Genomic DNA, 23,808 nt, shown 5'->3' with positions numbered 1-23,808 from the left:
CCGGGAAGTAGCATCGAGGGATGGCACCACCCTGGGCAAGCGACGCGGCATGGGGCCAGCGCGTGCCCGGCCGCGGCATGCCGCCTGGGGTTCGGCTGTGGCTTCCCGTCGCCATCTCATTCCTCCTGCAGGTGCCGGCTGTGCTGTTCCAACTCTGGCGCGGCCGAGTCCAGTCAGAACAGGGCAGGTCTGAACAGGGCTGGTTTCAACAGGACTGGTCTGAACAGGGCTGGTCCGGATTCGACTGGTCAGGAACGGGAATCCTCGTTCTTGCGCTGGCGATCGCCGGCCCCCTCACGCTGATCGCCGCACGGCGCCATCCCGGCCCGGTTGCGGCCGTCAACGCGCTTCTGATCGCCATCGTGCTCCTGGTGCAACCCGACATCGGCTTCCCGTACGCGGCGGCGGCGTTCGCCATCGTCCTCGCGATCGTGCGTGGCGCACGGATCTGGGTGTACGCATCCGTCGCCGGCGCCTGGGTGGCGACCGTCGCCCTCGCGAGTCTCTACGGAGTGTTCTACCACCCGCTTCGTGTCGCGCTCACCACCCTCGGACTGGTCATTCTGATGGGGATCGGCGAGACGCTGCGGCGCCGCAGCGATCGCATCCAGGAAGCGCGACGTGCCATGGACCAGCGGCGCATGAGCGCCGAACAGCGCGAACGCGTGCGAATCGCCAGGGAGCTCCACGACGTGCTGGCCCACTCGCTCTCCCAGATCAACGTGCAGGCCGGAGTCGGACTGCACCTGATCGAGAGCCAGCCAGACAAGGCGGCAGAGGCCCTTGCGAGCATCAAAAGCACGAGTAAGAACGCTCTGCAGGAGGTGCGGATGGTCCTCGGGATCCTCCGCTCCGACACGTCGGACAGTACTGACGGCAGGGGCTCCGGCGCACCTCCGCTGATGCCAGAGCCCGACCTGGCAGGGCTGCCGGCGCTGATCGAGTCCTTCCGTGCCCAAGGGCTGAGCATCGACGACGTCAATGCGCTGCACGCAGAAGCCGCAGTGCCGGCCGCCACCCAGCTCGCGCTCTATCGGATCTGCCAGGAGGCGCTCACCAACGTCTTGCGGCACGCCCAGGCGGCCACCGCATCCGTTTATCTCGGCGTCGACCGGGGCAGCTACCTGTTGACGGTGACGGATGACGGACTGCCGTCAGCGGGACACGGCGAGTTCGTTCCCGGCGGGGGCTTGCTCGGAATGCGCGAGCGCGCAGAACTGCTCGGTGGAAGCGTGCGTTTCACTCGGTCTGACGAGCACGGCTTTCGGGTGGATGCCCGCCTGCCGCTGAGGCCTGCCACGAGATGAGGCGCAGAGCATGATCAAGATCGTCATCGCTGATGACCAGCAGCTGATCAGGGCTGGTTTTGCCGCGCTCTTCGGCTCTGAGCCCGACATCGAGGTGGCCGCGCAGGCGGCGACGGGGCGCGAAGCCGTGGATGCGGTTGCCAGGCACCGGCCCGATGTGGTGCTGATGGACATCCGGATGCCGGACGGCGACGGGCTCTGGGCGACAGAGCAGATCGTCGCCGACCCCGGACTGTCGGGCACGCACATCGTGATCGTCACGACGTTCGAGCTCGACGAGTACGTGGCGCGGGCGATTCGAGCGGGGGCGAGCGGCTTCCTGGTGAAAGATACGGAGCCGGCAGAACTCATCCGTGCGGTGCGCGTTGTTGCCGCCGGCGACGGGTTGCTTTCTCCCGGTGTCACCAGACGGTTGCTGGAGCGGATGGCAAGCGGACTGATGGCGTCTGGGATGGCGGACGATGCGCGGAAGCCGTCGCTCGATGCGCTCACCGACCGCGAACGGGAGGTGCTCGGGCTCGTCGGGCGCGGCTTGACGAACGCCGAGATCGGTGCGCGGTTGTTCCTGAGCCCGCTGACCGCGAAGACCCACGTGTCGCGCATCATGTCGAAGCTTTCGGCCAGGGACCGAGTGCAGCTGGTCATCGTTGCGTACGAGGCCGGCCTGGTGAAGGCCGGCCAGTGAAGGCCAGCCTGTAGGGAGGCGTCTCTTAGGCGAGACTGCTCCCGGGGGAGTACGCGGAATGCCTCCCGTGGGCAGATTCGCGGCGGCGTGCCAGACGGAAGTGTGGAGGTATCGGTTCCAGACGGAGCCGAACCGACACACCACGATTGGACTCCCCATGATTTCCAGTGCATTACTCACCGCCGCAACCACCAGCCTGGCCACCCACAACGGCTGGGGCTGGGGTGGCGGAGGCGGAGGTGGCTGGCTCTTCCTGCTGATCCCGCTGTTCTGGATCGCCGTCTTCGTGACCCTCTTTGCCGTCTTCGGTCGCCGTTGGCGCCGTCGTGCCGTAGCGGGCGAGTACTACGGTGGCCCTGGCGGCTGGCATGCTCAGGCCCAGGCGGATTCCCGCAGCGCCGAGAAGACCCTGGCCGAGCGCTTCGCGCAGGGCGACATCAACGAGGTCGAGTACCGTGCCAGGCTCGAGGTGCTGCGGGCCAATCGCCCGGACACCCAGATTCCGCCCAAGTAGTCCCGCCGGGCACGGGGCAGCGATCCCGCTCCGCTCGCTCGCCCGACTCGCTAGCCTGACTCGCCCGCCCGCCCGCCCGCCTGACTCGCTCGCCCAGAATCGCTGTTCACGCCTCGAATCGCCGCTCCTACAGCGATTCCCGGTGTGAACGGCGATTCTCGGCGTGGCGTCGACTGGCGTCGACTGGCTTCACGCGGCGAGCGCGAGGCGGGCGAGTTCTATCGACTGGTCCCGGAACGCAGCGGTATCAGCGGTCGGGGCTCGCATGCGGATGCTCACCCAGCGGTCCTGGGTGCATACGACAAGTTTTCCTGACGCGCCGTTGATCTCCATGAAGTCCCACGAAGCAGCCTCGCCGATACCACTGACCGGCTCAGGATCGAGCCCTGACAGCTCACAGAATACGGCTGAATCAGGGAATGCGGCCTTGTCTGCCGAGCTCACAATTACTTCCAGGGTGTCCCTGTCGCCCCATTCGCACCGGTCGGCGGTCCATTTGATCTCGTTGACGGTGACGTTGGTCGACCCTTTCTGTGCTTCGCCGAGATCGGACCCGACCAGCTGGGTCAGGGCGTCGGGAGAAATGCCAAGGCACCCATCCGTCTTGGCCGGTTCGGCGGCCGGTTCGTCAGCGGGCTCGGCTTCCACCGGTTCAGTCTCATCTGACTTACCGTCATCTGACGCGGCGGACGGTTTCGTCTGCGCAGACTTCTCGGAACCGGCGCCGGCTGAGCAACCGGTCAATGCAACACCGATAAGGACTAGAAATACGAGTGTTCGTTTCATCGGTTCCCTCCACTGAACCAGCCAATCGGATGCGGCGGCTCCGGTCATCCGTGACCCTCACCAGTACGTGGGGCTTGCCACGTTTCTTCGGGGTTTCGGCGCAGGAGGACACCAGACGGCACTCCACGAGCGCAGGTCAGGCGGACCCGGGTGACTCGGCGGAACGCACCGCCTCGGAGAGCCCGGTGCGAGAGGTCACGCCGAGCTTCCGGAACACGCCGGCGAGATGGTATTCGACGGTACGGCGTGAGATGAACAGCCGGGCGGCCGCTTCCGGGTTGCTGGCACCGGCCGCAACTGTGAGTGCGACCTCGAGTTCACGCGGAGTGAGCTCGCTGAGTGGCCCAGCGGCCCCGGCATCGTGCGCGCGTCGCTCACCGCATGCCGTCAGTTCGGCGATCACGATGGCCAGCCAGGGGGTGGCGCCGAGCCGTTCGAACATCTGCTTGGCCAAATGCAGCTCACCAATGGCCTCCGCTTTGCGCCGGCGGCGGCGCAGGCTTTGACCGAAGGCCAGGTGCGTCCTCGCGGTCTGGAACGGATCGCCGGATGCCGCGTGCAGATCCAGCGCGTGGCTGAAGGCGGCATCGGCGCCCGCTGCGTCACCGGCGATGGCCCTGCACCGTGCGGCGATCGCGAGTGACGAGATCCGGTCGGCGTTGTGGGCGCGCTGCTCAAAGTCGTCGAGCTCCGACACCGCTTCAGCGTGACGATCCAGGCGCCACATGGCATCGAAATAATCGGCGAATCTCCCCAGGAATGCCGGTTCGACCAACCCCATCTCCCGCTCGCACGCCGCCGCCTCTGTCAATCGTGCGGCCGCAGCGGCAGCGTTGCCCGCTCCGAGTTCGAGCTGACCTTCCACGCAGAGGGTCAGATGCCGATGGATGGGGAGCTCGAACTGTGCGCTCCTTTTCATTTCGGAAACAATCTCTCGTGCGCGTTCGTGCTCACCCCGAGCTGCGAGCAGCCAGGCATGGCGCAGCCTCAGGTGCGGCAGCGGTCCGGTGAAATCCCCGGCCAGGATCAGTTCTACCGCACTCTGGTAGCTGGCCGCGGCCTCTGCCCACTCTCCACGGGCGTCGAGGATGACGGCGCGCTGGCCGAGGGAGAGTCCGAGCAGGCTGACCTGTCCCCGTGCGTGCAGCACCGTTCGCACTCGGTCAATGATGCGGAGGGCGTCATCACTCTCACCCATCCAGGCGAGAATCGTCGTCGCCGGTGAAACGGGCGTTGCCGGAGAACTCACTTCAGCGTCTGACAACTCATCCGACCAGTCCGATCGCAGGATCGCACCGGAGCCAGGTCGACCGGTCAGTACGTCGACGATGTCGTGCACGAGCGCCTCTGCCGCCGGGAACTCGTAATCGGGCAGCAGCGTTCGCAGTTCGTCGATCATTTCTCGGGCCAGGCCGAACCAACCGGATATGGCCATGGTCAACGCACACGTTGTGAGCAGGGTTGACGCGGCGGACGGTTGTGTCGGAGCCAGGTGCGCTGCCAGCTGCCGTTCCCGATCGGGTGCGCCGGTTGCCAGATCGCTGTGCAGCCCGGTCACCTGGAGCAGCGACAGCCACTTTGCTTCTTCCTCCGGACTGTCTGCATCGGAAGCGAGTCGCTGGAGGAGCCCCACCAGAGGAGCGCCCGATCCTGCCCGCAGGTGTGCCTCGACTGCCTGCCCGAGCCTGAGGGTGGATCGCTCCCTGTCGCTGGTTCGAGCGGCTGAACGCTCCCACGCCGATGCTGCCTGGGAGAAAGCGGAGCGCGACCAGGCGTCGGCAGCGGCCGAGTCGAGAGCGGTAGCTGCCTCTTCATTGATTCCATCCGCCAGGGCATCCAGATGTCGGGCTCGCCTGGGCGAATCCTTTGGCAGGACAGCAAGGATTGCGCGGCGGGCGGCCTGGATATCCGAGTAGCCCACAGCCGCTTGAGCCGCGGAGCGAACGGTCGGGTGGGAGAAGCGACAGCCGGACTCGTCGATCTGCAGCAAACCACTGCGCTCGGCTTCGGCCAGAAGGGTGAGGTCGCCGCCGAGCTCAGCGAGCGCGGCCTTCAGGCTGGCCAGGTCGAGTTCCTCGAGGCTTGCAAGTGCCAGCGCCACGCGACCTGCCTGGCCCATATGCCGCATCCTGGTCGAATAGAACTGTTCGAGCCGTGTGCCAAGCCGTAGTGCTGTCGGCAGCGGTTCTTCGCCACTTCGCTGAGCCTGGTTCAACTCGGCCGGAAGCTGGACCAGGGCCAAAGGGAGCCCGCCCGCTCGATCGGACAACTCCCTGGCAGCTGCCGCACTGAGGTCAGGGTATGCGGCCGCAAGGATGCCACGACTTTCGCTCTCAGAAACGGGCCAAAGGTTTATCACGTGTTCTTCGACGACCGGCCATGGGCGGTCGTCACCCGGGCGTCCCGCGAACACCATGAATACGGCGTCAGCGCGTAATCGTCGCGCTGCGAAGGTCAGCGCGAGCCGTGAGGGCTCGTCGAGCCATTGCAGGTCGTCGACCAGGACGATAACCGGGCGGGATTCCGCCCCCAGCGTGATGAGGCCATGGAGCCCGGCAGACAGAGCAAGTGGGTCCCTTGGTGTACCGGGATCAATCGCCAGGGCTGCGGTGACGGCTTCCGCCTGCCTCACCGGAAGCTCGCCCAGTCGGCCGAGCAGTGGCGAGATGAGCGCATGCACGGCGGCATACGGCAGCTCTGTCTCTGCGGGGTGGCCGACACAGCGCAGTACCAGCGTGTCCGGCGGCAGCTGCTCGGCAAGCCGGTCGAGAAGCCAGGTCTTTCCGAATCCGATCCCAGCCCTGATCCCCAGTACGACTGGGGCGCCCGTCCGCGTTCCCGCCGCCACGGAAATCATTCGCGCCAGGAGTTGGACGCGCGGTTCGCTCACGTGTGCTTCCCCCAGACTTGCCCAGTTGCGGACTGACTTGTGCCCGACTGCCTTGTCGTGCCCTCCGGTACACCCCAGTGTGGCCCACGGATGCCGCGGTGGCACCCGTTCGAGCAGGATTCAACTGGAATTGCGTGTCGTAACGGCGAAGACGGTCGGCTGATGGCTCTCGCTCTCGGTCTGATCCTTGCCGGCGGTGTTGCCGTTCGCACCTCCGTTCGCAAGGGTGCACAATCGACCTAGCTCGGCAACTCAAGGGGGACACATGGACAACCGAAGAACGCCGCTCGTCCTGGTTGCCGCGTTTAGCGTGGTGATCGCGCTCAGTTTCGCTGGGTGCATGCCCGCGGGCTCCGCCGACGGCATCGATGCCGAGCCGGTGATCGGTTCGGCGACGCCCACGGAGACGCCGGGCACATCGTCGGCGACCGCGACCCCGTCCGCGGATCCGCTGCTCGCGCCGACGACGATCCTGGTGCGCTCCGACGGACTGCAGATCACAAATGGCACAGGAGACATCCTCGAGTCGATGGGGTATTTCGACCCGATCGCCGACGTTGTTGCGAGGATCACCACCGCCACAGGAGCACCGCCCATCGTGATCGGGCACCCGGGAGGTATCGAGACCCCGCCGGGTACCAATTATGTGTGGGACGGCCTCACGCTGAACGACGTCGACCCTCCGGTGGATGCACCACTCGAACCTGACTGGTACGTGCGGGTGGAGGGGCCGAGCGCCGGCGGGCTGTCGGTGTCGACCGCTGAACTTGTGGCGGTCGGGCTCTCAGAGACAGAGGTCCAGGCACTGGTTCCAGGTACGCTCCAGTCGTTCACGGTCTCCGGTGCCCCTGTGCTGGACGGAACCTACGATGAGCTCTCGGTGGCGACGAGCAGCGAGGGGACGGACCTGACGCATTCGGTGTTCGTTCGGCTGGAGGGTTCGCCGGCCACCGTCGTCGTCATCCTCGCGCCGGCAAAGAACTACGGCGTCTGAGACGACAGAGGCAGACGTACAGCGGCCGCTGTGCCGAGGATCGCCGCAAATGCCGGGAATCGCCGCTGTTCCAGCGATTCTCGGCACGAACGGCGGTTCTGGGCGTGTTTGGGCGCCAACGGGCTGCACGCCACGACCACGGCGAGCGGATGCCTAACGCGAGAGAAGCAGGGCCTCACCCTGGCCGCCGCCACCGCAGAGCGACACGGCGGCCTTTCCGCTGCCGCGCCTGGCCAGTTCGAGGGCGGCGTGCAGTGCCAGTCGTGCGCCGGATGCACCGATCGGGTGCCCGATCGCGATCGCACCGCCGTGGATGTTCACTTTCTCGCGTGAGATGCTGAGGTCCTGACTCGACTGCAGGGCGACAGCGGCGAAGGCCTCGTTGATCTCGACCAGGTCGAGGTCGCCTGCCTGCCAGCCCGCTCTGGCGAGCGCCGCAGCGATGGCGTTCGACGGCTGAGAATGCAGGGAATTGTCCGGCCCGGCCACGTGCCCTGACGCTTCGACGACGGCCAGCCAGGCGAGCCCGTTCTCTTCGGCCCAGGCGCGGCTCGCCACCACAACCGCACTGGCTCCATCGGAGAGCGGCGAGGAATTTCCCGCCGTGATGGTGCCCTCTTTCGAGAACGCCGGGCGCAGTCGCCCGAGGGTGTCCGTTGTGCTGTCCCCGCGCACCCCCTCGTCGCTGCTGATCACTAGCGGGTCGCCCTTTCGCTGAGGGACGCTGATCGGTGTGATCTCGTCATCGAACAGGCCAGCCGACTGCGCAGCGGCGGCGCGCTGGTGCGACCCGGCCGCGATCTCATCCTGTCTCATGCGGTCGATGCCGAGCTTGCCGTTGATCTGCTCGGTCGAGAGGCCCATCGACAACCCGTCGAAGGCATCCGTCAGCCCGTCGTGTGCGGCGTGGTCCAGCGCGGTCACGCTGCCGTATGCCCAGCCCTGACGGGAGCCCGACAGCAGGTGCGGCGCTTTCGACATCGACTCCTGGCCGCCGGCGACAACCACGGTAGCTTCACCGAGACGGATGAGCCTGGCTGCGTCAACCACGGCCGCGAGTCCAGAGAGGCAGACCTTGTTGAGCGTCATCGCCGGAACATTCCACGGGATACCTGCGGCGATCGCGCTCTGCCTGGCCGGGTTCTGGCCGCAGCCTGCCTGGAGTACCTGTCCCATCAGCACGGTGTCCACCTGGTCTGGCGCGACGCCGGCCCGGTCAAGCGCGCCGGCGATTGCGGCCGCTCCGAGCTGAACGGCGGTGAGGGAGGACAACTGCCCGTTGATGCGACCCTGTGGGGTGCGTGAACCGGCGATGATGACGACGTCGTGTGCGCTCATGGCGACTCCTTTGTCTGGTGTGGATCCGTAGAAGGCCCGTCCGGCCGGAAGATCGTGCATCCAGCCTAGTTCGGTGTCGACGCCGTTTCGTTGCCCGCAATCGCCGTTCGCGCCCACAATCGTCGGTAGAACGGCGTCGCTGGGCGCAATCGGCGACAACCGGCGGGTGTTCGGCAGTCACGGGGCATCCGGCGGCGAGGGGCACTCAGCATCCGTTCGTCCGCGGCGCGTAAGCTGACCACGTGGCTGCAATCAACTTGGGGATGCCCAAAGTACCTGAGGTACTCGCTCCCAGACGAAAGTCCCGTCAGATCAAAGTCGGCAAGGTCCTGGTCGGCGGCGGCGCCCAGATCAGTGTCCAGTCGATGACGACGACGCCGACTCCCAACATCAACGCGACGCTTCAGCAGATCGCCGAACTGACGGCATCCGGATGCGACATTGTGCGCGTCGCGGTGCCGAGCAGGGACGATGCTGAGGCGCTGCCGATCATCGCCAAGAAGAGCCAGATCCCGGTGATCGCCGACATCCACTTCCAGCCAAACTACGTGTTCGCTGCGATTGACGCCGGCTGCGCGGCAGTGCGCGTCAACCCCGGCAACATCCGCAAGTTCGACGACCAGATCGGCAAGATCGCTGCAGCAGCCAAAGCCGCAGACGTGTCGCTGCGCATCGGCGTGAACGCGGGTTCGCTCGAGCCGAGCCTGCTGCAGAAGTACGGCAAGGCGACAGCCGAGGCACTCGTCGAGAGCGCTGTCTGGGAAGCCAGCCTGTTCGAGGAACACGACTTCCACGACTTCAAGATCTCGGTCAAGCACAACGACCCGATCGTGATGGTCAAGGCCTACCGGATGCTCGCAGAACGCGGCGACTGGCCGCTTCACCTGGGCGTCACGGAGGCCGGTCCGTCATTCCAGGGCACCATCAAGAGCGCGACGGCGTTCGGCATCCTGCTCTCCGAGGGCATCGGCGACACCATCAGGGTCTCGTTGTCTGCGCCGCCGGTGGAGGAGATCAAGGTCGGCCTGCAGATCCTGCAATCTCTGAACCTGCGTGAGCGCAAGCTCGAGATCGTCTCCTGCCCGAGCTGCGGGCGTGCGCAGGTTGACGTCTACAAGCTTGCGAACGACGTGACGGATGGCCTTGAGGGCATGACGGTGCCGCTGCGAGTGGCCGTCATGGGGTGTGTCGTCAATGGACCAGGCGAGGCTCGGGAGGCCGACCTCGGCGTTGCCTCCGGCAACGGCAAGGGCCAGATCTTCGTCAAGGGCCAGGTCATCAAGACCGTTCCGGAGTCGGAGATCGTGGCCACCCTCATCGAAGAGGCGAACCGCATCGCCGCAGAGATGCCGGCGAGCGACACCAGCACCGGCGAGCCGAAGGTCACCGTCGGCGCCCACTGAGCCGCGATGCGGTTGCCAAACGAGGATCAATTGGCATGAAGCGCGCCAAACGAGGATTAATCGACGTGTTGTGACGCACCCTTCCTACTTTGGCGCCGGGTCGCCACACTGGAAGTGTGGCTGAACGCACGGCATTCGACTATCGGCACAGAGAACCGACGGGACGGTTGCGCCGCTACGTCGAGTCGATCTGGTACGCGAACGGCCTGTCAGACTTCGGCAGCGAGCGAATCGCACCGACCGGCTCAACGGTGCTCGGCATCGTGCTCGGAGACCCCATCGTGCAGACGCCGCGAAACGGTGCGGGGGAGTCGTACGAGGCGGAACGTGGCTTTGTCATCGGTCCACACGACGAGCCGATCGTCAATGCGCCGTCTGGAGTCACCCGCTGCTTCGGCATCGTCACGACGGCCATCGGCGCGAAGGCGGCACTCGGCTTCGTCCCCGCACCCCTCCGAGGTCGCGTGGTCGCGGCATCCGTCTGGCCCGCCTTTGAGACGGCCAGGGCCAGCCTCGTGGGATCCATCGATGTTGAACGCGCCATCGACTGGATCGACAATCGCCTCCGCGTCGATCTCAACGAGTCAGAACCTGCGCTCGACCGGTGCGAGCTCGCGCTGACCACCCTCAAGGAGAACCCGGCAACCTCGACCGTCGATATCGCGGCGACGCTCGGAATCTCGCACGGCCACCTCGATCGTGAGTTCGGCCGGGTCGTCGGCATCGGGCCGCGCACGCTCGGCCGCATCCTGCGCCTGCGTCGGCTGGTCGAATCGATCGATGTATTCGGCACGGTGACCTGGACCGGCCTCGCCGCAGAACTCGGCTGGTTCGACCAGGCGCATCTCATTCGCGATTTCAAGCGTTTCACGGGCGTGACCCCGACGGAATACCTGTCTGCACAACGGCAGGGATACCTGCACGGCGATGCCGAGCCCGGATTTGTGCCAGACCTCAGTCGTCGCCGAGACGGCCAGCACCCCGACGTGTGAATTTTCGAGCGACGTGTGAAATTCGTCCAATGCGCGCGGGCTCGCCCACGCGTACGGTTCCCACATGACTGAAGCATTCACGACAGAAGAGACCGTTTCGGTGGCCGGCGAAAAGGCCTGGGCGGCGTTGACCGACCTGGCGAACGCGCCGGTCTGGATCCCGGGGATCGACTCGATGACCCTCTCCGGCGACCTGGTTCCCGGCGCGGTCGTGACCTTACACACCAGGGGCAAGGAGAACACCAGCACGATCACCGAGCTCGACCCCGGCCGGTCGATGACGTTGCGATCGGTTCAGGGCGGCGTGACGGCCGACTATGTGTATCGAGTCGAAACGCTGACGGATGCGACCAGCCGGGTGATCCTGACGGCGGACGTGATGACCGCGGGCGCGATGAAATTGCTCGGCCCGGTGATTCGGTCGGCGATCTCCAAAGCCGACGGCACACAGCTCGCCCGCTTCAAGGAATTCGTTGAGCGCGGCGCACGGGAACAGGGGATTGACCGGCCACGGCCACACGCGCTCTAAAGTAGATGAGTGCCCACACGCCTTTCGAACTACTTCCTCCGTACCCTCCGCGAAGACCCCTCAGATGCCGAGGTCACCAGCCACCGCCTGCTCGTGCGGGCCGGATACATCCGTCGCCAGGCGCCGGGCGTCTTCGCCTGGCTGCCGATCGGCCTGCGGGTCAAGGCGAAGATCGAGACCGTCGTCCGCGAGGAGATGACGAACGCCGGCGCCCACGAGGTGCACTTCCCGGCTCTGCTGCCGCGCGAACCGTATGAGCTCTCCGGTCGCTGGGACGAGTACGGAGACGCCCTTTTCCGTCTGCAGGACCGCAAGGGCTCTGACATGCTCCTCGCACCGACACACGAGGAGGTCTTCACGCTGCTCGTGAAAGACCTCTACAACAGCTACAAAGACCTGCCGCTGTCGATCTACCAGATCCAGGACAAGTACCGCGACGAAGCGCGCCCTCGCGCCGGCCTCCTGCGTGGTCGCGAATTCACCATGAAAGACGCGTACTCGTTCGATTACACGGATGCCGGACTCGACGAGAGCTACCAGGCCCAGCGTGACGCCTACGAACGCATCTTCACCCGGCTCGGCCTCGAATACGTGATCGTCAAGGCGGATGCCGGCGCCATGGGCGGCTCGAAGAGCGAAGAGTTCCTACACCCGACCCCCGTCGGCGAAGACACCTTCGTGCGCTCGGCCGGCGGCTACGCTGCCAACGTCGAGGCGTTCACGACGATTGCGCCCCCGGCGCGCGATTGGACGAACCTGACCGGCGCCGAGGTCCTCGACACGCCAGACACCCCCACCATCCAGACCCTCGTCGACCGCGCCAACAGCGCCCACCCACGGCCAGACGGCCGCGCGTGGACCGCTGCAGACACCCTCAAGAACGTGGTGCTCACACTGATGCAGCCTGACGGCACCCGTGAACTGGTCGTCATCGGCCTCCCCGGCGACCGCGAGGTCGACCTCAAGCGCGTGGAGGTGGCATTCGCCCCAGCAGAGATCGAGGCAGCGAACGAGACCGACTTCGCCCGCCACCCCGGGCTGGTCAAGGGCTACATCGGGCCGTGGTCCGCCGCCGGAGCGGTACTCGGCGAGAAGTCGGCCACCGGCATCCGTTATCTGGTCGACCCGCGCGTCGTCGACGGTACCGGCTGGATCACGGGCGCCAACGAGCACGGCCGGCACGTGTTCGGGCTGGTCGCAGGGCGAGACTTTCAGGCAGACGGCACCGTTGAAGCGGCAGAAGTGCGTTTCGGTGACCCGGCGCCAGACGGCTCTGGCCCGGTGGAACTGGCTCGCGGCATGGAGATCGGCCACGTCTTCCAGCTCGGGCGCAAGTACGCCGAGGCGCTCGGACTCAAGGTGCTCGACCCGAACGGCAAGCTGGTCACGGTGACCATGGGTTCGTACGGCATTGGCGTCACGCGCATCCTCGCGATCATCGCCGAGCTGAACAACGACGAGAAGGGCCTGATCTGGCCGCCTGAGGTGTCGCCGTTCGACGTGCACGTGATCGCCACCGGACGCGAACAGGTTGTCTTCGACACGGCGGAGTCCGTCGCCCTGGCCATTGAGGGCACGGGGCGCGACGTGCTCTACGACGACCGGCCCAAGGTATCGCCGGGCGTCAAGTTCGGCGACGCTGAACTGATCGGCGTGCCGAAGATCGTCATTGTTGGCCGCGGTGCTGCCGACGGCATCGTCGAGTTCTGGGACCGCCGCACCGGCGAACGCGAGCAGGTGCCGGTCGCCGAGATCGCCGCGCGTCTGGGCTAACCGAGCCAACCGCGCGCTCGCCGCCCGCGAAATGGAACGGGGCCCGTGTTTTATCACGGGCCCAGCTCCACAATGCGGGCCACGAAACAATGCGGGCCGCGAACGGATGCCGGTGGAGCTTCCGCTAGGCCGCGGCACGCGCCCTTCTGCGGCGCTCCGTCAGTCGTGACACCAGCAGGGCAAGTGCGCCGCCGATCAGCAGGAGCACTGCGCCCAGCGGGGCAAACAAGCCGATGTCGACGCCAGTGTGGGCGAGCGAGCCATCGTCAGACGGCGCGGCACCGGCCGGATCAGTGCCGCCCCCGCTGCCGTCCCCGCTGCCAGACCCGCTACCCGGCCCGCCGGGATCGGTCGGTACCGGTGGCACTGTCGGTGCCAGGATGCTGAACGCTCCCGTCACCGGCTCTGCCGACCGCTCACCGAGCGACTGCCGTGCGGTGAAGGCATAGTCGCCAGCCGCCAGTGGTGCGCCGAGGTCAACGCTCCAGGTGCCGTTCTCCGCGACAGATGTGCTGCCGGAGAGTGCTCCGCCCAGTGTCACGTCGGCACCGGCGAGCCCCGTTCCGGTCACGGCAGACACGCTGGTGTCCGCGGTAACGGTCCCGGCAGGGGCATCGATCGCCAGGGTGCTGAGGTCTGCACGCGCGGTCATCCACTCTGTGCTCTCCAGCGGACGGTCGACGATGCGAGTCTCGCCGATGCAGCCGTGCCAGCCGCCGTTCACGGCGTTGTTGTCCATGCCTGCGCCGAGGAACCAAGGCGCATCCTCCACGAAGCTTTGGCCGACGGTGTCGAAGGCGTTCCGCAGCACGGGCGCCCCCTCGACATAGAGAGTTGTGGTGCGGGCATCCGGATCGTTAACGACCGCCACGTGGATCCAGGTGTCGACCTGGATCTCGCCTGACCAGTTCACCCGGTCGCCGAGCTCGGGCTGGTTCGGGATGACGCTGAACTGCACCTCCTTGAGATTGGAGACACCCAATACAGCCGGCCCGCCGTTGCCCCACTGGTCGTATGGCACGCCGGGCATCTCGTTGCGGTTTCCGCCGCGGATGAGCGCCATCATCCACTGATTGTTCTCCGCCGACCAGTCAGCGTCGAGTTTCAGGAACGACTCGATGGTGTAGCCGTCGTCGAACGAGACGTCGTTGACCGGTGCTGTCGGATCCGTCGACAGGTAGCTGAACCGGCCGGTGTTGCGGTCGGAGTCGGCAAAGCAGATGCTGCCTCCGTCTGACGAGAGGTTCGCGTGGTCAGGCGAGAAGGTGACATCTCCGACCTCTGCGGTGGGGGAGCCCGAGTCGGCGACGGATGCCCGGGTCAGGTCGTTCTCGCCCACCACGTCTTCAACAATGCCGCCCTCGGCGACCGTCGTAACCGCACCGCCGTCAAGCTGGTCGCCGAAGCGCCAGTGCGCAAGGGTGCCTTCCGGTTCGATGAAGTCAGCCCGGTTGCCCGGCGCTTCGGTTTCGACGGGGGTGGGCTCGGTGTAATCGGCGAGTATCAGGTCGCGCGCTTCCTGCGACAGCGACGGTTCATCCGCGGATCCGGCCGCGAAGTCCGGGTTGAACCCTGCGAATCTCGCCTGGAAGTCGATCGGCATCGTGAACTGCTGGTGGGGGCCCGTGAGGATTGCCTGGTCGTACGAGGTCAAGGTCTCCACTGGCTTCTCGATGACCCACGGCGACACCGTTTCGACGGAGATGGCGTTGTTGGTCAGGTCGAACTCGAACAGGCTCAGATATCCGTTGCCGCCCATGTATGCCATCTGGTAGTCGATGACCATCTCGGTCACCGTGTGCCCGGCGTCGTTGATCTTGTCGAGGCGAGAGGCGCCGTGGAAGTGCCCGTTCAGCGTGAGGAAGATCTGGTCGTTGCCACGGATGAGGCCGTCCCAGAGCCGCAGGCCGTACTCGGTCTCCTTCGGAGTGATTCCGTCTGGCTCGATGTCGATGACCTGGTGAGTGGTGAGGATGGCCGGCAGCGTCGGGTGGTCGGCCAGTACCTGGTTCGCCCACGCGAGGGTGGCGTCAGACGCACGCCAGGCCAGCGCGAGTACGAGGTACTGCTGTCCCTCCGCTTCGAAGATGTGGAATTCGTTCATTCCGGTTGCATCGCGTCCGCCGAAGGTGGACTGCGCCGCCGCTCGCTCTGCGCTGAAGGTCTGCAGGTATGGCTCGTTCGCGAGGTCATACTGGTCGTCGTAGAGGTAATCGTTGCTGTCCAGCACATCGTGGTTGCCTGCAAGGATCGAGTACGGCACTCCGCCGTCTTCAAGCTTGCTCATCGCGGTATCGGCGATCGCCCATTGCTGTGGGTGGTCGACCTGGTCGACCACGTCGCCGAGGTGGGTGACAAACGGGATCTTCAGGTCGTCGTCGTGATCAGCGAGCCAGCGGGTCTGGCTGGAGAAGGGTTCAGATCCGAACTGACTCCCGAACTGGTTTCCGGTCTCCTCTGTCGCATACCGGGAGTAGAACTGCGTATCGGGGAGTACCGCAAGCGTGAATCGCGAGGCAAGATCGGCCGCGTCGGCTCCGGTCGCCACCGGAACGGCCTGCGCGCCTGGCACAGTGATCCCGAGGGAGAGCGAGGCGCAGGTGATAACGATGGCGGATGTCCGGATGAGTCTTCGAGGCACTGGGCTTCCCATTCTGTTCGAGTCGATTCTGTTCGAGTGGACGTACCGCTGACGCTGGCAGTGGCTCGTGATGGCCAGGAGGAAACTCCGCTAACGAACGGTTACGGCACGGCCAACGGCAGACCAACACCGGCGTGCTGCGGTGCTGCGCGGTGCCGCGCGGTGCCGCGCTGAAGAATGCCAGCGCAGGGTCAGAGCCGCACGAGCCGCGCGCGAACGAGGAAAAACACGCCGTACGCGATCAGCCCGACGCCGGTCGCGAAGAGGATCACGTTGCCGAACGGCAATCCGGCTATCGACTTGATGGCGCCGTCGAGTCCGGCAGCTTTGTCCGAATCTGTGGTGAACGCGGCATACACGACCATTGCTCCGGCCACCCCGATGATGAGCCCCTTCGCGACATAACCGATCACACCGAGTGTGACGACCACGGCTCCGTAAGGCGATGGGGGAACCCGGATGTCGCTGGTGAAGTTGGTAGAGATGCCGCGGAACACAAAACTGCCGCCGGTGATGATCACGACCACACCGATGACGGCGAGGAGGATCACACCACCAGGCGCAGAGAGCAGCAGAGCGCTGGCCGCCTGGGTGGCATCCTCCGAACTGGCATACGAACCGCGCGCGAACGTGAACGCGGTGAATCCGATGATGACGTAAGCGACGGCCTTGCCGAATTCGACGACACGCTTGGCCCACTTGCGTTTCTCATCCGTGATCGGCATGAGGAACACCTCGAGCAGCTGCCACACGATGAGGGCCAGCATGCCGATCACCACGCTCCAGAGCACGATGGTTCCGCCAGGGGTCTTGGCCAATTGGTGCAACGCGCCGGACTGATCTGCTTCCCCGCCGCCAGCCCCGGTCGCGACGCTGATCGCGATCGCACCGATGATGATGTGCAGGAGACCGACCACCGCCACGCCGCCCCTGGCCAGCGCACGCACCGGAGCGGAGCGCTCGGCGCTCCTGGCGGCATCCTTTGCCGACTCCTTTGCCGACTCTGCACTGTCGTTCGGTGATTGGGCATTCACGGCCTCAGCGTATCCCGGGTGCAGCCGGATCGTCCGTATTCGGGTATCTTGAGAGATTGAGCCCGTCGCGTGATTTTCGCGGCGGCACTATCTGAATAGAGGAGGCCGGCCATGGACATCGACCTCAGTATGTTGCGGCTGATGGAGCGCGAGAAAGAGATCCCGTTCGAGGAACTCGCGCAGATCATCGAGCAGGCAATCCTGACCGCCTATCTCAAGCACACCCACCCGGGCGAGCACATGAAGCAGGCCGTTGACGAAGATCCAGACGCACGGGTGGAACTCGACCGCAAGACCGGTCACGTCTCCATCTACGTTCCAGAGCACGACGAAGACGGCAACGTCATCGGCGAAGCCATTGACGAGCCGAGCGACTTCGGCCGCATCGCCGCCTTTGCCGCAAAGCAGGTCATCAACCAGCGCCTGCGCGACCTCGCTGACGACGCGGTGCTCGGCGAGTTCCGCAGCCGTGAGGGCGACATCGTCGCCGGCGTCATTCAGCAAGGGCCGAACCCGCGGATGATCCACGTCGACCTCGGCACGATCGAAGCGATCCTTCCCCCAGAAGAGCAGGTTCCAGGCGAGAGCTATGATCACGGCTCGCGCATTCGGGTGTATGTGACCAGCGTGAGCAAGGGCCTGAAGGGCCCGCAGATCACGGTGTCCCGTACCCACCCGTCGCTGGTTCGCAAGCTGTTCGCCCTCGAGGTTCCCGAGATCGCAAGCGGCGTCGTCGAGATCGTGTCGCTTGCCCGCGAGGCCGGCCACCGCACGAAGATCGCCGTGCGTGCGACGGAACCGGGGGTGAACGCCAAGGGTGCGTGCATCGGCGAGCTCGGCCAGCGGGTTCGCTCGGTCACGGCAGAGCTCAACAATGAGAAGATCGACATCGTCGATTTCTCGGAAGACCTGCCGACCTTCGTTGCGAGCGCTCTGTCACCGGCGAAGGTGACCAGCGCCTACATCATTGACGAATCGATCAAAGCGGTGCGGGCTCTCGTGCCTGATTACCAGCTTTCGCTCGCCATCGGCAAGGAGGGCCAGAATGCCCGCCTCGCCGCCAAGCTGACCGGCGCAAAAATCGACATCCAGCCGGACAGCATTCTGGAGGACGCGGAATAGGGGTACCATGGAACCCGTTAGAACGTGCATTGGATGCCGTTCACGCGCTCCGCGGTCCTCACTTCTGAGGGTTGTAGCCCGGGAATCAGAACTTGTGGTGGATGAAACCGCCACTCTGCCCGGACGAGGTGCGTGGTTGCATCCGACCGTGTCGTGCTTTCAGGACGCGGTGCGGCGACGCGCTTTCGGGCGTGCACTTCGTGTGACCGGATCCGCGACCGGAAACCTCGACACGAAACCACTAGAGAACAGGCTGAATTGGCTAATGGATAACTAATGAGCGGCTCGAAATGAGACCCGTCCGTTACTAACGGCCTGCCCCTTTCCGGGTGCAGGCCCGGAACAGGAGAATTGTGGCTGCGAAACCACGCGTACACGAGATCGCGAGCGAACTCGGTGTAGACAGCAAGGTAGCCCTTGCGAAATTGAAAGAAATGGGCGAGTTCGTCAAAGGACCGTCCTCGAGTGTTGAGCCCCCCGTTGCGAGGCGGCTCCGTGCCGCCATCGAAGCAGATGGTGCCAGCGCAGCGCAGGCCAAGGCCGACGCGCCGGCGGCTGCCGAGAAGGCACCGACCGGCACAGCGAGCGCTGGCAACTCAAGCCCCGCGAAGCCCGGTGCGGCCAAGCCAGGTGCCAGGCCCGGCCCCGCAAAGCCGGTAGACGAGCCCGTACAGGCCGAAGTGCCTGCAGAGCCGGAGTCGGATACCGATCAGGCGACGGATGCCGCTGCCGCGCTGGCCGCGCCGCTGACGGTCGCAGAGCGCCAGGCTCAAGCACAGGCTCACGAAAGGGCCGCGGCAGCTGAGAAGGCTGCCGCCACTGCCGCCACTGCCGCCACTGGCCCAGACGCACCCGTCGCTGATGTCCCTGCCGCAGGTGCGCCGGAGAAGACCGACGCCGCGCAGCAGGGCGCAGGTGTGCCGCGACCTGGTGCACCGCGTCCAGGTAACAACCCGTTCGCCAGCAACCAGGGCATGGGCCAGCGTCCAGCGACACCGCGTCCGGGAAACAACCCGTTCGCCAGCGCGCAGGGCATGGGCCAGCGTCCCAACCCCAGCAACATCCCTCGCCCCGCAGCACCTCGTCCAGGAGCCCCGCGTCCGGGCGGACCTGGCCAGGGCCAGCGTCCAAACGGCTTCGGCCAGCGTCCGGGCGGATTCCAACGCCCCGGCGCCGGAAACAACCCGAGCCCGACCCAGGGTGGCGGCGCACGTCCGAGCTTCCGTCCGGGAGCCCCAGGCGGCACCCCCGGCTTCGGCGCTCCCCGGCCTGCCGGCGGCGGCGGTCGCGGTCGCGGTCCTGGTGGCGGCACAGCCGGTGCTTTCGGTCGCGGTGGCGGTAAGAGCAAGGCTCGCAAGTCGAAGCGCACGAAGAGGCAGGAATTCGAACTGCGCGAAGCCCCGTCGCTGGGTGGCGTCAGCGTCCCCCGCGGAGACGGCGGAACGATCGTTACCCTGCGCCGCGGTGCTTCGATCACGGACTTCGCCGACAAGATCGATGCCAGCCCCGGAAACCTCGTCACTGTGCTGTTCCACCTCGGTGAGATGGCGACGGCGACGGAGTCCCTCGACGAGGCGACTTTCGGCATCCTCGGTGACGAACTCGGCTACAAGATCCAGATGGTGTCCCCAGAAGACGAGGACCGCGAACTGCTGCTCGGCTTCGACATCGACATCGATGAAGAACTTGCAGAAGAAACCGACGAGCAGCTTCAGGCTCGCCCGCCGGTCGTCACTGTCATGGGTCACGTCGACCACGGTAAGACCCGACTGCTCGACGCCATCCGTAATTCCAAGGTGGTCGAAGGCGAAGCTGGCGGCATTACGCAGCACATCGGTGCCTACCAGGTCGTCGCAGAGCATGAGGGCATTGAACGTCCCATCACCTTCATCGACACACCGGGTCACGAGGCGTTCACCGCCATGCGAGCACGTGGTGCGCAGGTCACCGACATTGCGATCCTCGTGGTGGCGGCAGACGACGGCATCATGCCGCAGACGATTGAGGCACTCAACCACGCTCAGGCGGCCAACGTGCCGATCGTGGTCGCGGTGAACAAGATCGACAAGCCAGACGCCAACCCGCAGCGGGTGCGCCAGCAGCTCACCGAGTTCGGTCTTGTGGCCGAAGAATACGGTGGAGACGTCATGTTCGTCGACGTGTCCGCGCGCAACAATGTCGGCATCCAGGAACTCCTCGACGCCGTGTTGCTGACCGCTGACGCCGGACTCGACATGCGGGCGAACCCCGACAAGGATGCTCGTGGCGTTGCCATTGAGGCCAAGCTCGACAAGGGCCGTGGTGCGGTTGCGACCGTGCTCATCCAGTCAGGAACGCTCCGCGTCGGAGACGCCATCGTTGCGGGAACGGCGTACGGCCGCGTTCGCGCCATGGCTGACGAGAACGGCGTCGCCGTCGCCGAGGCGCTTCCGTCTCGTCCGGTTCAGGTGCAGGGGCTCTCCAGCGTTCCGCGCGCCGGTGACACCTTCCTCGTCATCGAGGAAGACCGCACCGCCCGCCAGATCGCCGAGAAGCGTGAAGCCGCAGAGCGTAACGCGCTGCTGGCCAAGGCTCGCAAGCGCATCAGCCTCGAGGACTTCACCCGCGCCCTCGAAGAGGGCAAGGTCGAATCGCTCAACCTCATCATCAAGGGCGACGTGTCCGGTGCCGTCGAGGCACTGGAAGAGTCGCTCCTCAAGATCGAGGTCGACGATTCGGTGCAGCTGCGCATCATCCACCGCGGTGTTGGTGCTGTCACGGAGAGCGACGTCAACCTCGCCACCGTCGACAACGCCATCATCATCGGATTCAACGTTCGGCCAGACACGAAGGCGCGCGAGCGCGCAGCTCGCGAAGGCGTCGACGTGCGGTTCTATTCCGTCATCTACTCGGCACTCGAAGACATTGAGAACTCCCTCACCGGAATGCTCAAGCCAGAGTACGAAGAGGTACAGAGCGGTATCGCCGAGATCCGCGAGGTGTTCCGTTCTTCCAAGTTCGGAAACATCGCCGGTGTCATCGTGCGCTCTGGGACCATCACCAGAAACGCCAAGGCGCGGGTCATCCGCGACGGCGTTGTGGTGGGGGATGCCCTGGCCATCGAGTCGCTGCGTCGATTCAAGGACGACGTCACCGAGGTTCGCACGGACTTCGAAGCCGGTATCGGCCTCGGCAAGTTCAACGACATCGAGATCGGTGATGAGATCGAAACTATCGAGCTGAAAGAAAAGCCGCGAGTCTAACTCTCGGTCGGCATTACCGTTGATCGAGCCTGTCGAGATCGCTCATTTGGGTCTTGACGGGCCCGACCAACATACAAGAACAGGAGTTCAGTCATGGTGGATCCGGCACGCGCCAGGAAGATGGCGGACCGCATCAAGGTCATCGTGGCCAAGCGTCTTGAGCGGGGCCTCCGCGACCCGCGACTCGGTTTCGTCACAATAACGGATGTCAAAGTCACCGGTGACCTGCAGCATGCGTCGGTCTTCTACACGGTCTACGGATCGGAGCAGGAGCGCGATGACAGTGCTGCAGCACTCAAGGCGGCGACCGGGATGCTACGCAGTGAGGTCGGTAAGAACATCACCGCCAGGCTGACGCCGTCGCTCGAGTTCATCGCCGACGCCATCCCCGAGAACGCGAAGCACATCGAGGAACTTCTGCGCGAGGCGCACGAGCGCGACACCGCAGTGGGAACCCTGGCGAGCACGGCAGTGTACGCGGGCGATGCCGACCCGTACGTCAAGCCGCGCGAGTTTGGTGACGACGACGATCTGGCAGCAGAAGAAGACGCAGCGGGCTTCGACGACACGGGCGACGGTCGCACCAAAAGGCACTGACAGCCCAGCCGGCGGCCAGGTCACTCCGACGGCGGCCTGGTCACTCCGACGGCGGCCTGGCGCCTGTCTGTTCGAATCCTGCGAGTTCGAAACGCACGGTGGCCGTGGCGATATCCGCTTCGACCAGGCGGGCGTGCACGTGTGCTCCTGCTTCAAGAACACCGTCGCACGAAGCGGAAACGGCCGGATCGGTCAGCTGGATCTGACCCTTCTCGTCTCCCGCCGAGATCACTGTCGCATCGAATACATCGCCGACGCGTGTGCTGAGAACGGCGGCTTCGACGGTGTTCAGCGCAGCGCGCTCGACGTTTCCCGCTGTCTGGTCTGACGTTGCCATGATCGAAGGTAGCTCCGGCAGCGCCTGGCGTACCCAGTCGGGAACGGATGATCCGGCCGCGATCGCCTCGCAGGCGACGAGCGTGAAACGGTCGACAAGCCGCCGGAGCGGCGCTGTCACGTGCGCGTATGGTGCCGCGACGGCAGCCTGCACGGATTCCTCCGGCACCGAGCCGTCGAATGCCGTGTACCCGGCACCGCGGAACAGGGAGCCTGCAGCGTGCATGATGGCCAGCTCGCGGGGATTGGTGACGTCGAGGCTGCGGAGGTATTCGCCGTAAGCGAGGCCATTCGGCCACTCGTGGCCGAGCGCGGTCGCCTGGCGACGGAAGCGCTTGAGCGTCTTCTCGTCTGGTGCCGGCATCGTGCGCAGGATTCCGACTTTGGCACCGAGCATCATGTCGGCAGCGGCCATCCCGGTCATCAGGGAGATCTGGGCGTTCCAGTCCTCGACGGGGAGCGGGCGTCGCCGAACCAGCCTGTAGCTGTCGCCTTCCTCTTCAATCTCGACGCTCGGAATGTTCAGACTTGCCCCGCCGCGTTCTCTCTCGAGTTCGATACGGGCCAGCCCTACCTCTTTCAGCAGCATCAGGGTCTGGTCTGCGGTGCCGTCATCGATCGAACGCCCAGCGGTCTCGTAGTCGAGGCGTTGTGTACTGCGCATGCGTGCGCGGGCAACGGTCTTCCGGGTCACGGTGCCGGACGCGTCGAGGGTGAGCTCCCAGACAAACGCACCTCGTAACTCGCCAGGCAGGAGCGATCCGGCTCCCTCGCTGATCACCGGTGGATGAAGCGGATGCGTTCGTCTGGCGCGTAGATCGTCTGCCCGCGCTGACGCGCCTCGACGTCCAGGGCGCCGCCAGGCGTGACGAAGGAAGGGACATCCGCGATGGCGTAGTAGACCAGGAAGCCGCCTTCGTGCTTCTCGATGTACATGGCCTGGTCGAGGTCGGTCGACCCCGGTGGGTCGATGGTCAGAAACGGGAGGTCCGTGCGATCCGTCTCCGGCAGCTGAACGTCGGCCGCAGTCGATTCGGCCTCGTTCAGGACTTCAGGCGGAAACTCACGGGAGAGCGAATACTTCTCTGGTATCGCTGCCAGTGCGAGCGCAAGAGTGTCGCCTGCCGATTCGGTCTGAACGCTCACCGTGGGATTCGCCATTCCCCCAGCGTACGGCGCGCTCGCTTTCGGGCCGACCCTCGAGCACAAGTAGGGTGGCGATGTGGTTCATAACGTGCACACGCGGCAGATCGGGGCCACGGTTGATGAAATCGGAGCACTGATCGACTCCTTGTCAGCCGGCAACGATCGGCTCTGGCCACGGAGTACGTGGCCGGCAATGCGCTTAAATGGTCCCCTCGGCATCGGCGCCGCCGGTGGTCACGGGCCGATTCGCTATGTTGTTGTGGCATATCGACCGTCGCGATACGTACAATTCCGCTTTACCGGTCCCAGTGGATTCGACGGCTATCACTCTTTCTACGCCGAGGTCTGTTCCTCTGGTTCGACACTCCTGCGCCACGAGCTGAGAATGATGCCGAGAGGATGGGCAATCGTGTCGTGGCCTCTGGTTTTCCGTCCTTTGCACGACGCGCTCATCGAGGAGTGCTTCGATCAGGCAGAGC

18 protein-coding genes and 1 pseudogene are annotated in these 23,808 nt (G+C 65.4%); 12 read left to right on the top strand and 7 right to left on the bottom strand.

Annotated features, from left to right (window positions below; genetic code table 11):
• Positions 1-20: 20 nt before the first annotated feature.
• The 3 genes from K323_RS24320 (at position 21) to K323_RS0104945 (ending at position 2,506) form a co-directional block, all read left to right on the top strand.
• Positions 21-1,307 carry a sensor histidine kinase gene (locus tag K323_RS24320; protein ID WP_022884182.1) on the top strand — a complete coding sequence of 429 codons (1,287 nt, stop codon included), beginning with the start codon at positions 21-23 and terminating at the stop codon, positions 1,305-1,307.
• Positions 1,308-1,317: 10 nt separating this feature from the next.
• Entirely contained in the window at positions 1,318-1,992 is a 675-nt protein-coding gene (locus tag K323_RS0104950) for a response regulator transcription factor (RefSeq protein WP_022884181.1), read from the top strand.
• A 157-nt stretch (positions 1,993-2,149) separates the two neighbouring features.
• On the top strand, positions 2,150-2,506 hold the full coding sequence (locus K323_RS0104945; RefSeq protein WP_022884180.1) for an SHOCT domain-containing protein: 357 nt from the start codon (positions 2,150-2,152) through the stop codon (positions 2,504-2,506).
• 189 nt (positions 2,507-2,695) lie between these two features.
• On the opposite strand, the gene K323_RS0104940 is transcribed toward K323_RS0104945, so the two are convergent.
• Both K323_RS0104940 and K323_RS0104935 read right to left on the bottom strand, forming a co-directional pair.
• Positions 2,696-3,292: a hypothetical protein gene (locus K323_RS0104940; RefSeq protein WP_157509348.1), complete on the bottom strand. Its 597-nt coding sequence runs from the start codon at positions 3,290-3,292 to the stop codon at positions 2,696-2,698.
• 136 nt (positions 3,293-3,428) lie between these two features.
• Positions 3,429-6,182 carry a helix-turn-helix transcriptional regulator gene (locus K323_RS0104935; protein WP_084697027.1) on the bottom strand — a complete coding sequence of 918 codons (2,754 nt, stop codon included), beginning with the start codon at positions 6,180-6,182 and terminating at the stop codon, positions 3,429-3,431.
• A 265-nt stretch (positions 6,183-6,447) separates the two neighbouring features.
• Between K323_RS0104935 and K323_RS0104925 the strand changes: the two genes are divergently transcribed.
• Positions 6,448-7,176: a hypothetical protein gene (locus K323_RS0104925; protein WP_022884177.1), complete on the top strand. Its 729-nt coding sequence runs from the start codon at positions 6,448-6,450 to the stop codon at positions 7,174-7,176.
• Positions 7,177-7,329: 153 nt separating this feature from the next.
• On the opposite strand, the gene K323_RS0104920 is transcribed toward K323_RS0104925, so the two are convergent.
• On the bottom strand, positions 7,330-8,514 hold the full coding sequence (locus K323_RS0104920) for an acetyl-CoA C-acetyltransferase (protein ID WP_026851243.1): 1,185 nt from the start codon (positions 8,512-8,514) through the stop codon (positions 7,330-7,332).
• 242 nt (positions 8,515-8,756) lie between these two features.
• Here K323_RS0104920 and ispG point away from each other — a divergent pair, with 242 nt between their 5' ends.
• The 4 genes from ispG to K323_RS0104900 all read left to right on the top strand — a co-directional run bounded on the left by ispG (position 8,757) and on the right by K323_RS0104900 (position 13,211).
• On the top strand, positions 8,757-9,917 hold the full coding sequence (ispG, locus tag K323_RS0104915; RefSeq protein ID WP_022884175.1) for a flavodoxin-dependent (E)-4-hydroxy-3-methylbut-2-enyl-diphosphate synthase: 1,161 nt from the start codon (positions 8,757-8,759) through the stop codon (positions 9,915-9,917).
• A 116-nt stretch (positions 9,918-10,033) separates the two neighbouring features.
• Positions 10,034-10,909: a helix-turn-helix domain-containing protein gene (locus K323_RS28755; protein WP_022884174.1), complete on the top strand. Its 876-nt coding sequence runs from the start codon at positions 10,034-10,036 to the stop codon at positions 10,907-10,909.
• Between the two features lie 64 nt (positions 10,910-10,973).
• The gene (locus K323_RS0104905) at positions 10,974-11,438 is read left to right on the top strand and encodes an SRPBCC family protein (protein ID WP_022884173.1); all 465 of its coding nucleotides are present in this window, start codon (positions 10,974-10,976) and stop codon (positions 11,436-11,438) included.
• Between the two features lie 9 nt (positions 11,439-11,447).
• Positions 11,448-13,211 carry a proline--tRNA ligase gene (locus tag K323_RS0104900; protein ID WP_022884172.1) on the top strand — a complete coding sequence of 588 codons (1,764 nt, stop codon included), beginning with the start codon at positions 11,448-11,450 and terminating at the stop codon, positions 13,209-13,211.
• A gap of 124 nt (positions 13,212-13,335) precedes the next feature.
• On the opposite strand, the gene K323_RS24310 is transcribed toward K323_RS0104900, so the two are convergent.
• On the bottom strand, positions 13,336-15,852 hold the full coding sequence (locus K323_RS24310; protein ID WP_022884171.1) for a LamG-like jellyroll fold domain-containing protein: 2,517 nt from the start codon (positions 15,850-15,852) through the stop codon (positions 13,336-13,338).
• 191 nt (positions 15,853-16,043) lie between these two features.
• Positions 16,044-16,886 (bottom strand): DUF1206 domain-containing protein, encoded by an 843-nt coding sequence (locus K323_RS24305; protein WP_022884170.1) that lies wholly within the window; start codon positions 16,884-16,886, stop codon positions 16,044-16,046.
• A gap of 111 nt (positions 16,887-16,997) precedes the next feature.
• Between K323_RS24305 and nusA the strand changes: the two genes are divergently transcribed.
• The 4 genes from nusA to rbfA all read left to right on the top strand — a co-directional run bounded on the left by nusA (position 16,998) and on the right by rbfA (position 21,847).
• The gene (nusA, locus tag K323_RS0104885; RefSeq protein ID WP_022884169.1) at positions 16,998-18,008 is read left to right on the top strand and encodes a transcription termination factor NusA; all 1,011 of its coding nucleotides are present in this window, start codon (positions 16,998-17,000) and stop codon (positions 18,006-18,008) included.
• 7 nt (positions 18,009-18,015) lie between these two features.
• Positions 18,016-18,285, top strand: a complete 270-nt coding sequence (locus tag K323_RS29310; RefSeq protein ID WP_084697024.1) for a YlxR family protein — start codon at positions 18,016-18,018, stop codon at positions 18,283-18,285.
• 76 nt (positions 18,286-18,361) lie between these two features.
• On the top strand, positions 18,362-21,250 hold the full coding sequence (gene infB, locus K323_RS0104880; RefSeq protein ID WP_022884168.1) for a translation initiation factor IF-2: 2,889 nt from the start codon (positions 18,362-18,364) through the stop codon (positions 21,248-21,250).
• Between the two features lie 93 nt (positions 21,251-21,343).
• Positions 21,344-21,847: a 30S ribosome-binding factor RbfA gene (gene rbfA, locus K323_RS0104875; protein ID WP_022884167.1), complete on the top strand. Its 504-nt coding sequence runs from the start codon at positions 21,344-21,346 to the stop codon at positions 21,845-21,847.
• Between the two features lie 40 nt (positions 21,848-21,887).
• Here the strand turns inward: rbfA and K323_RS30735 are convergent, their stop codons facing one another.
• Both K323_RS30735 and K323_RS28390 read right to left on the bottom strand, forming a co-directional pair.
• A complete protein-coding gene (locus K323_RS30735) occupies positions 21,888-22,184 on the bottom strand; it encodes a hypothetical protein (protein WP_342662999.1) in 297 nt (98 codons plus the stop codon).
• 150 nt (positions 22,185-22,334) lie between these two features.
• A pseudogene (locus K323_RS28390) lies at positions 22,335-23,344 on the bottom strand (RNB domain-containing ribonuclease); the annotation flags it as partial.
• Between the last annotated feature and the right edge of the window lie 464 nt (positions 23,345-23,808).

It is taken from the genome of Glaciibacter superstes DSM 21135, assembly GCF_000421145.1.
GTDB classification, from domain to species: domain Bacteria; phylum Actinomycetota; class Actinomycetes; order Actinomycetales; family Microbacteriaceae; genus Cryobacterium; species Cryobacterium superstes.
This window is presented reverse-complemented; position numbering and strand designations above follow the sequence as displayed.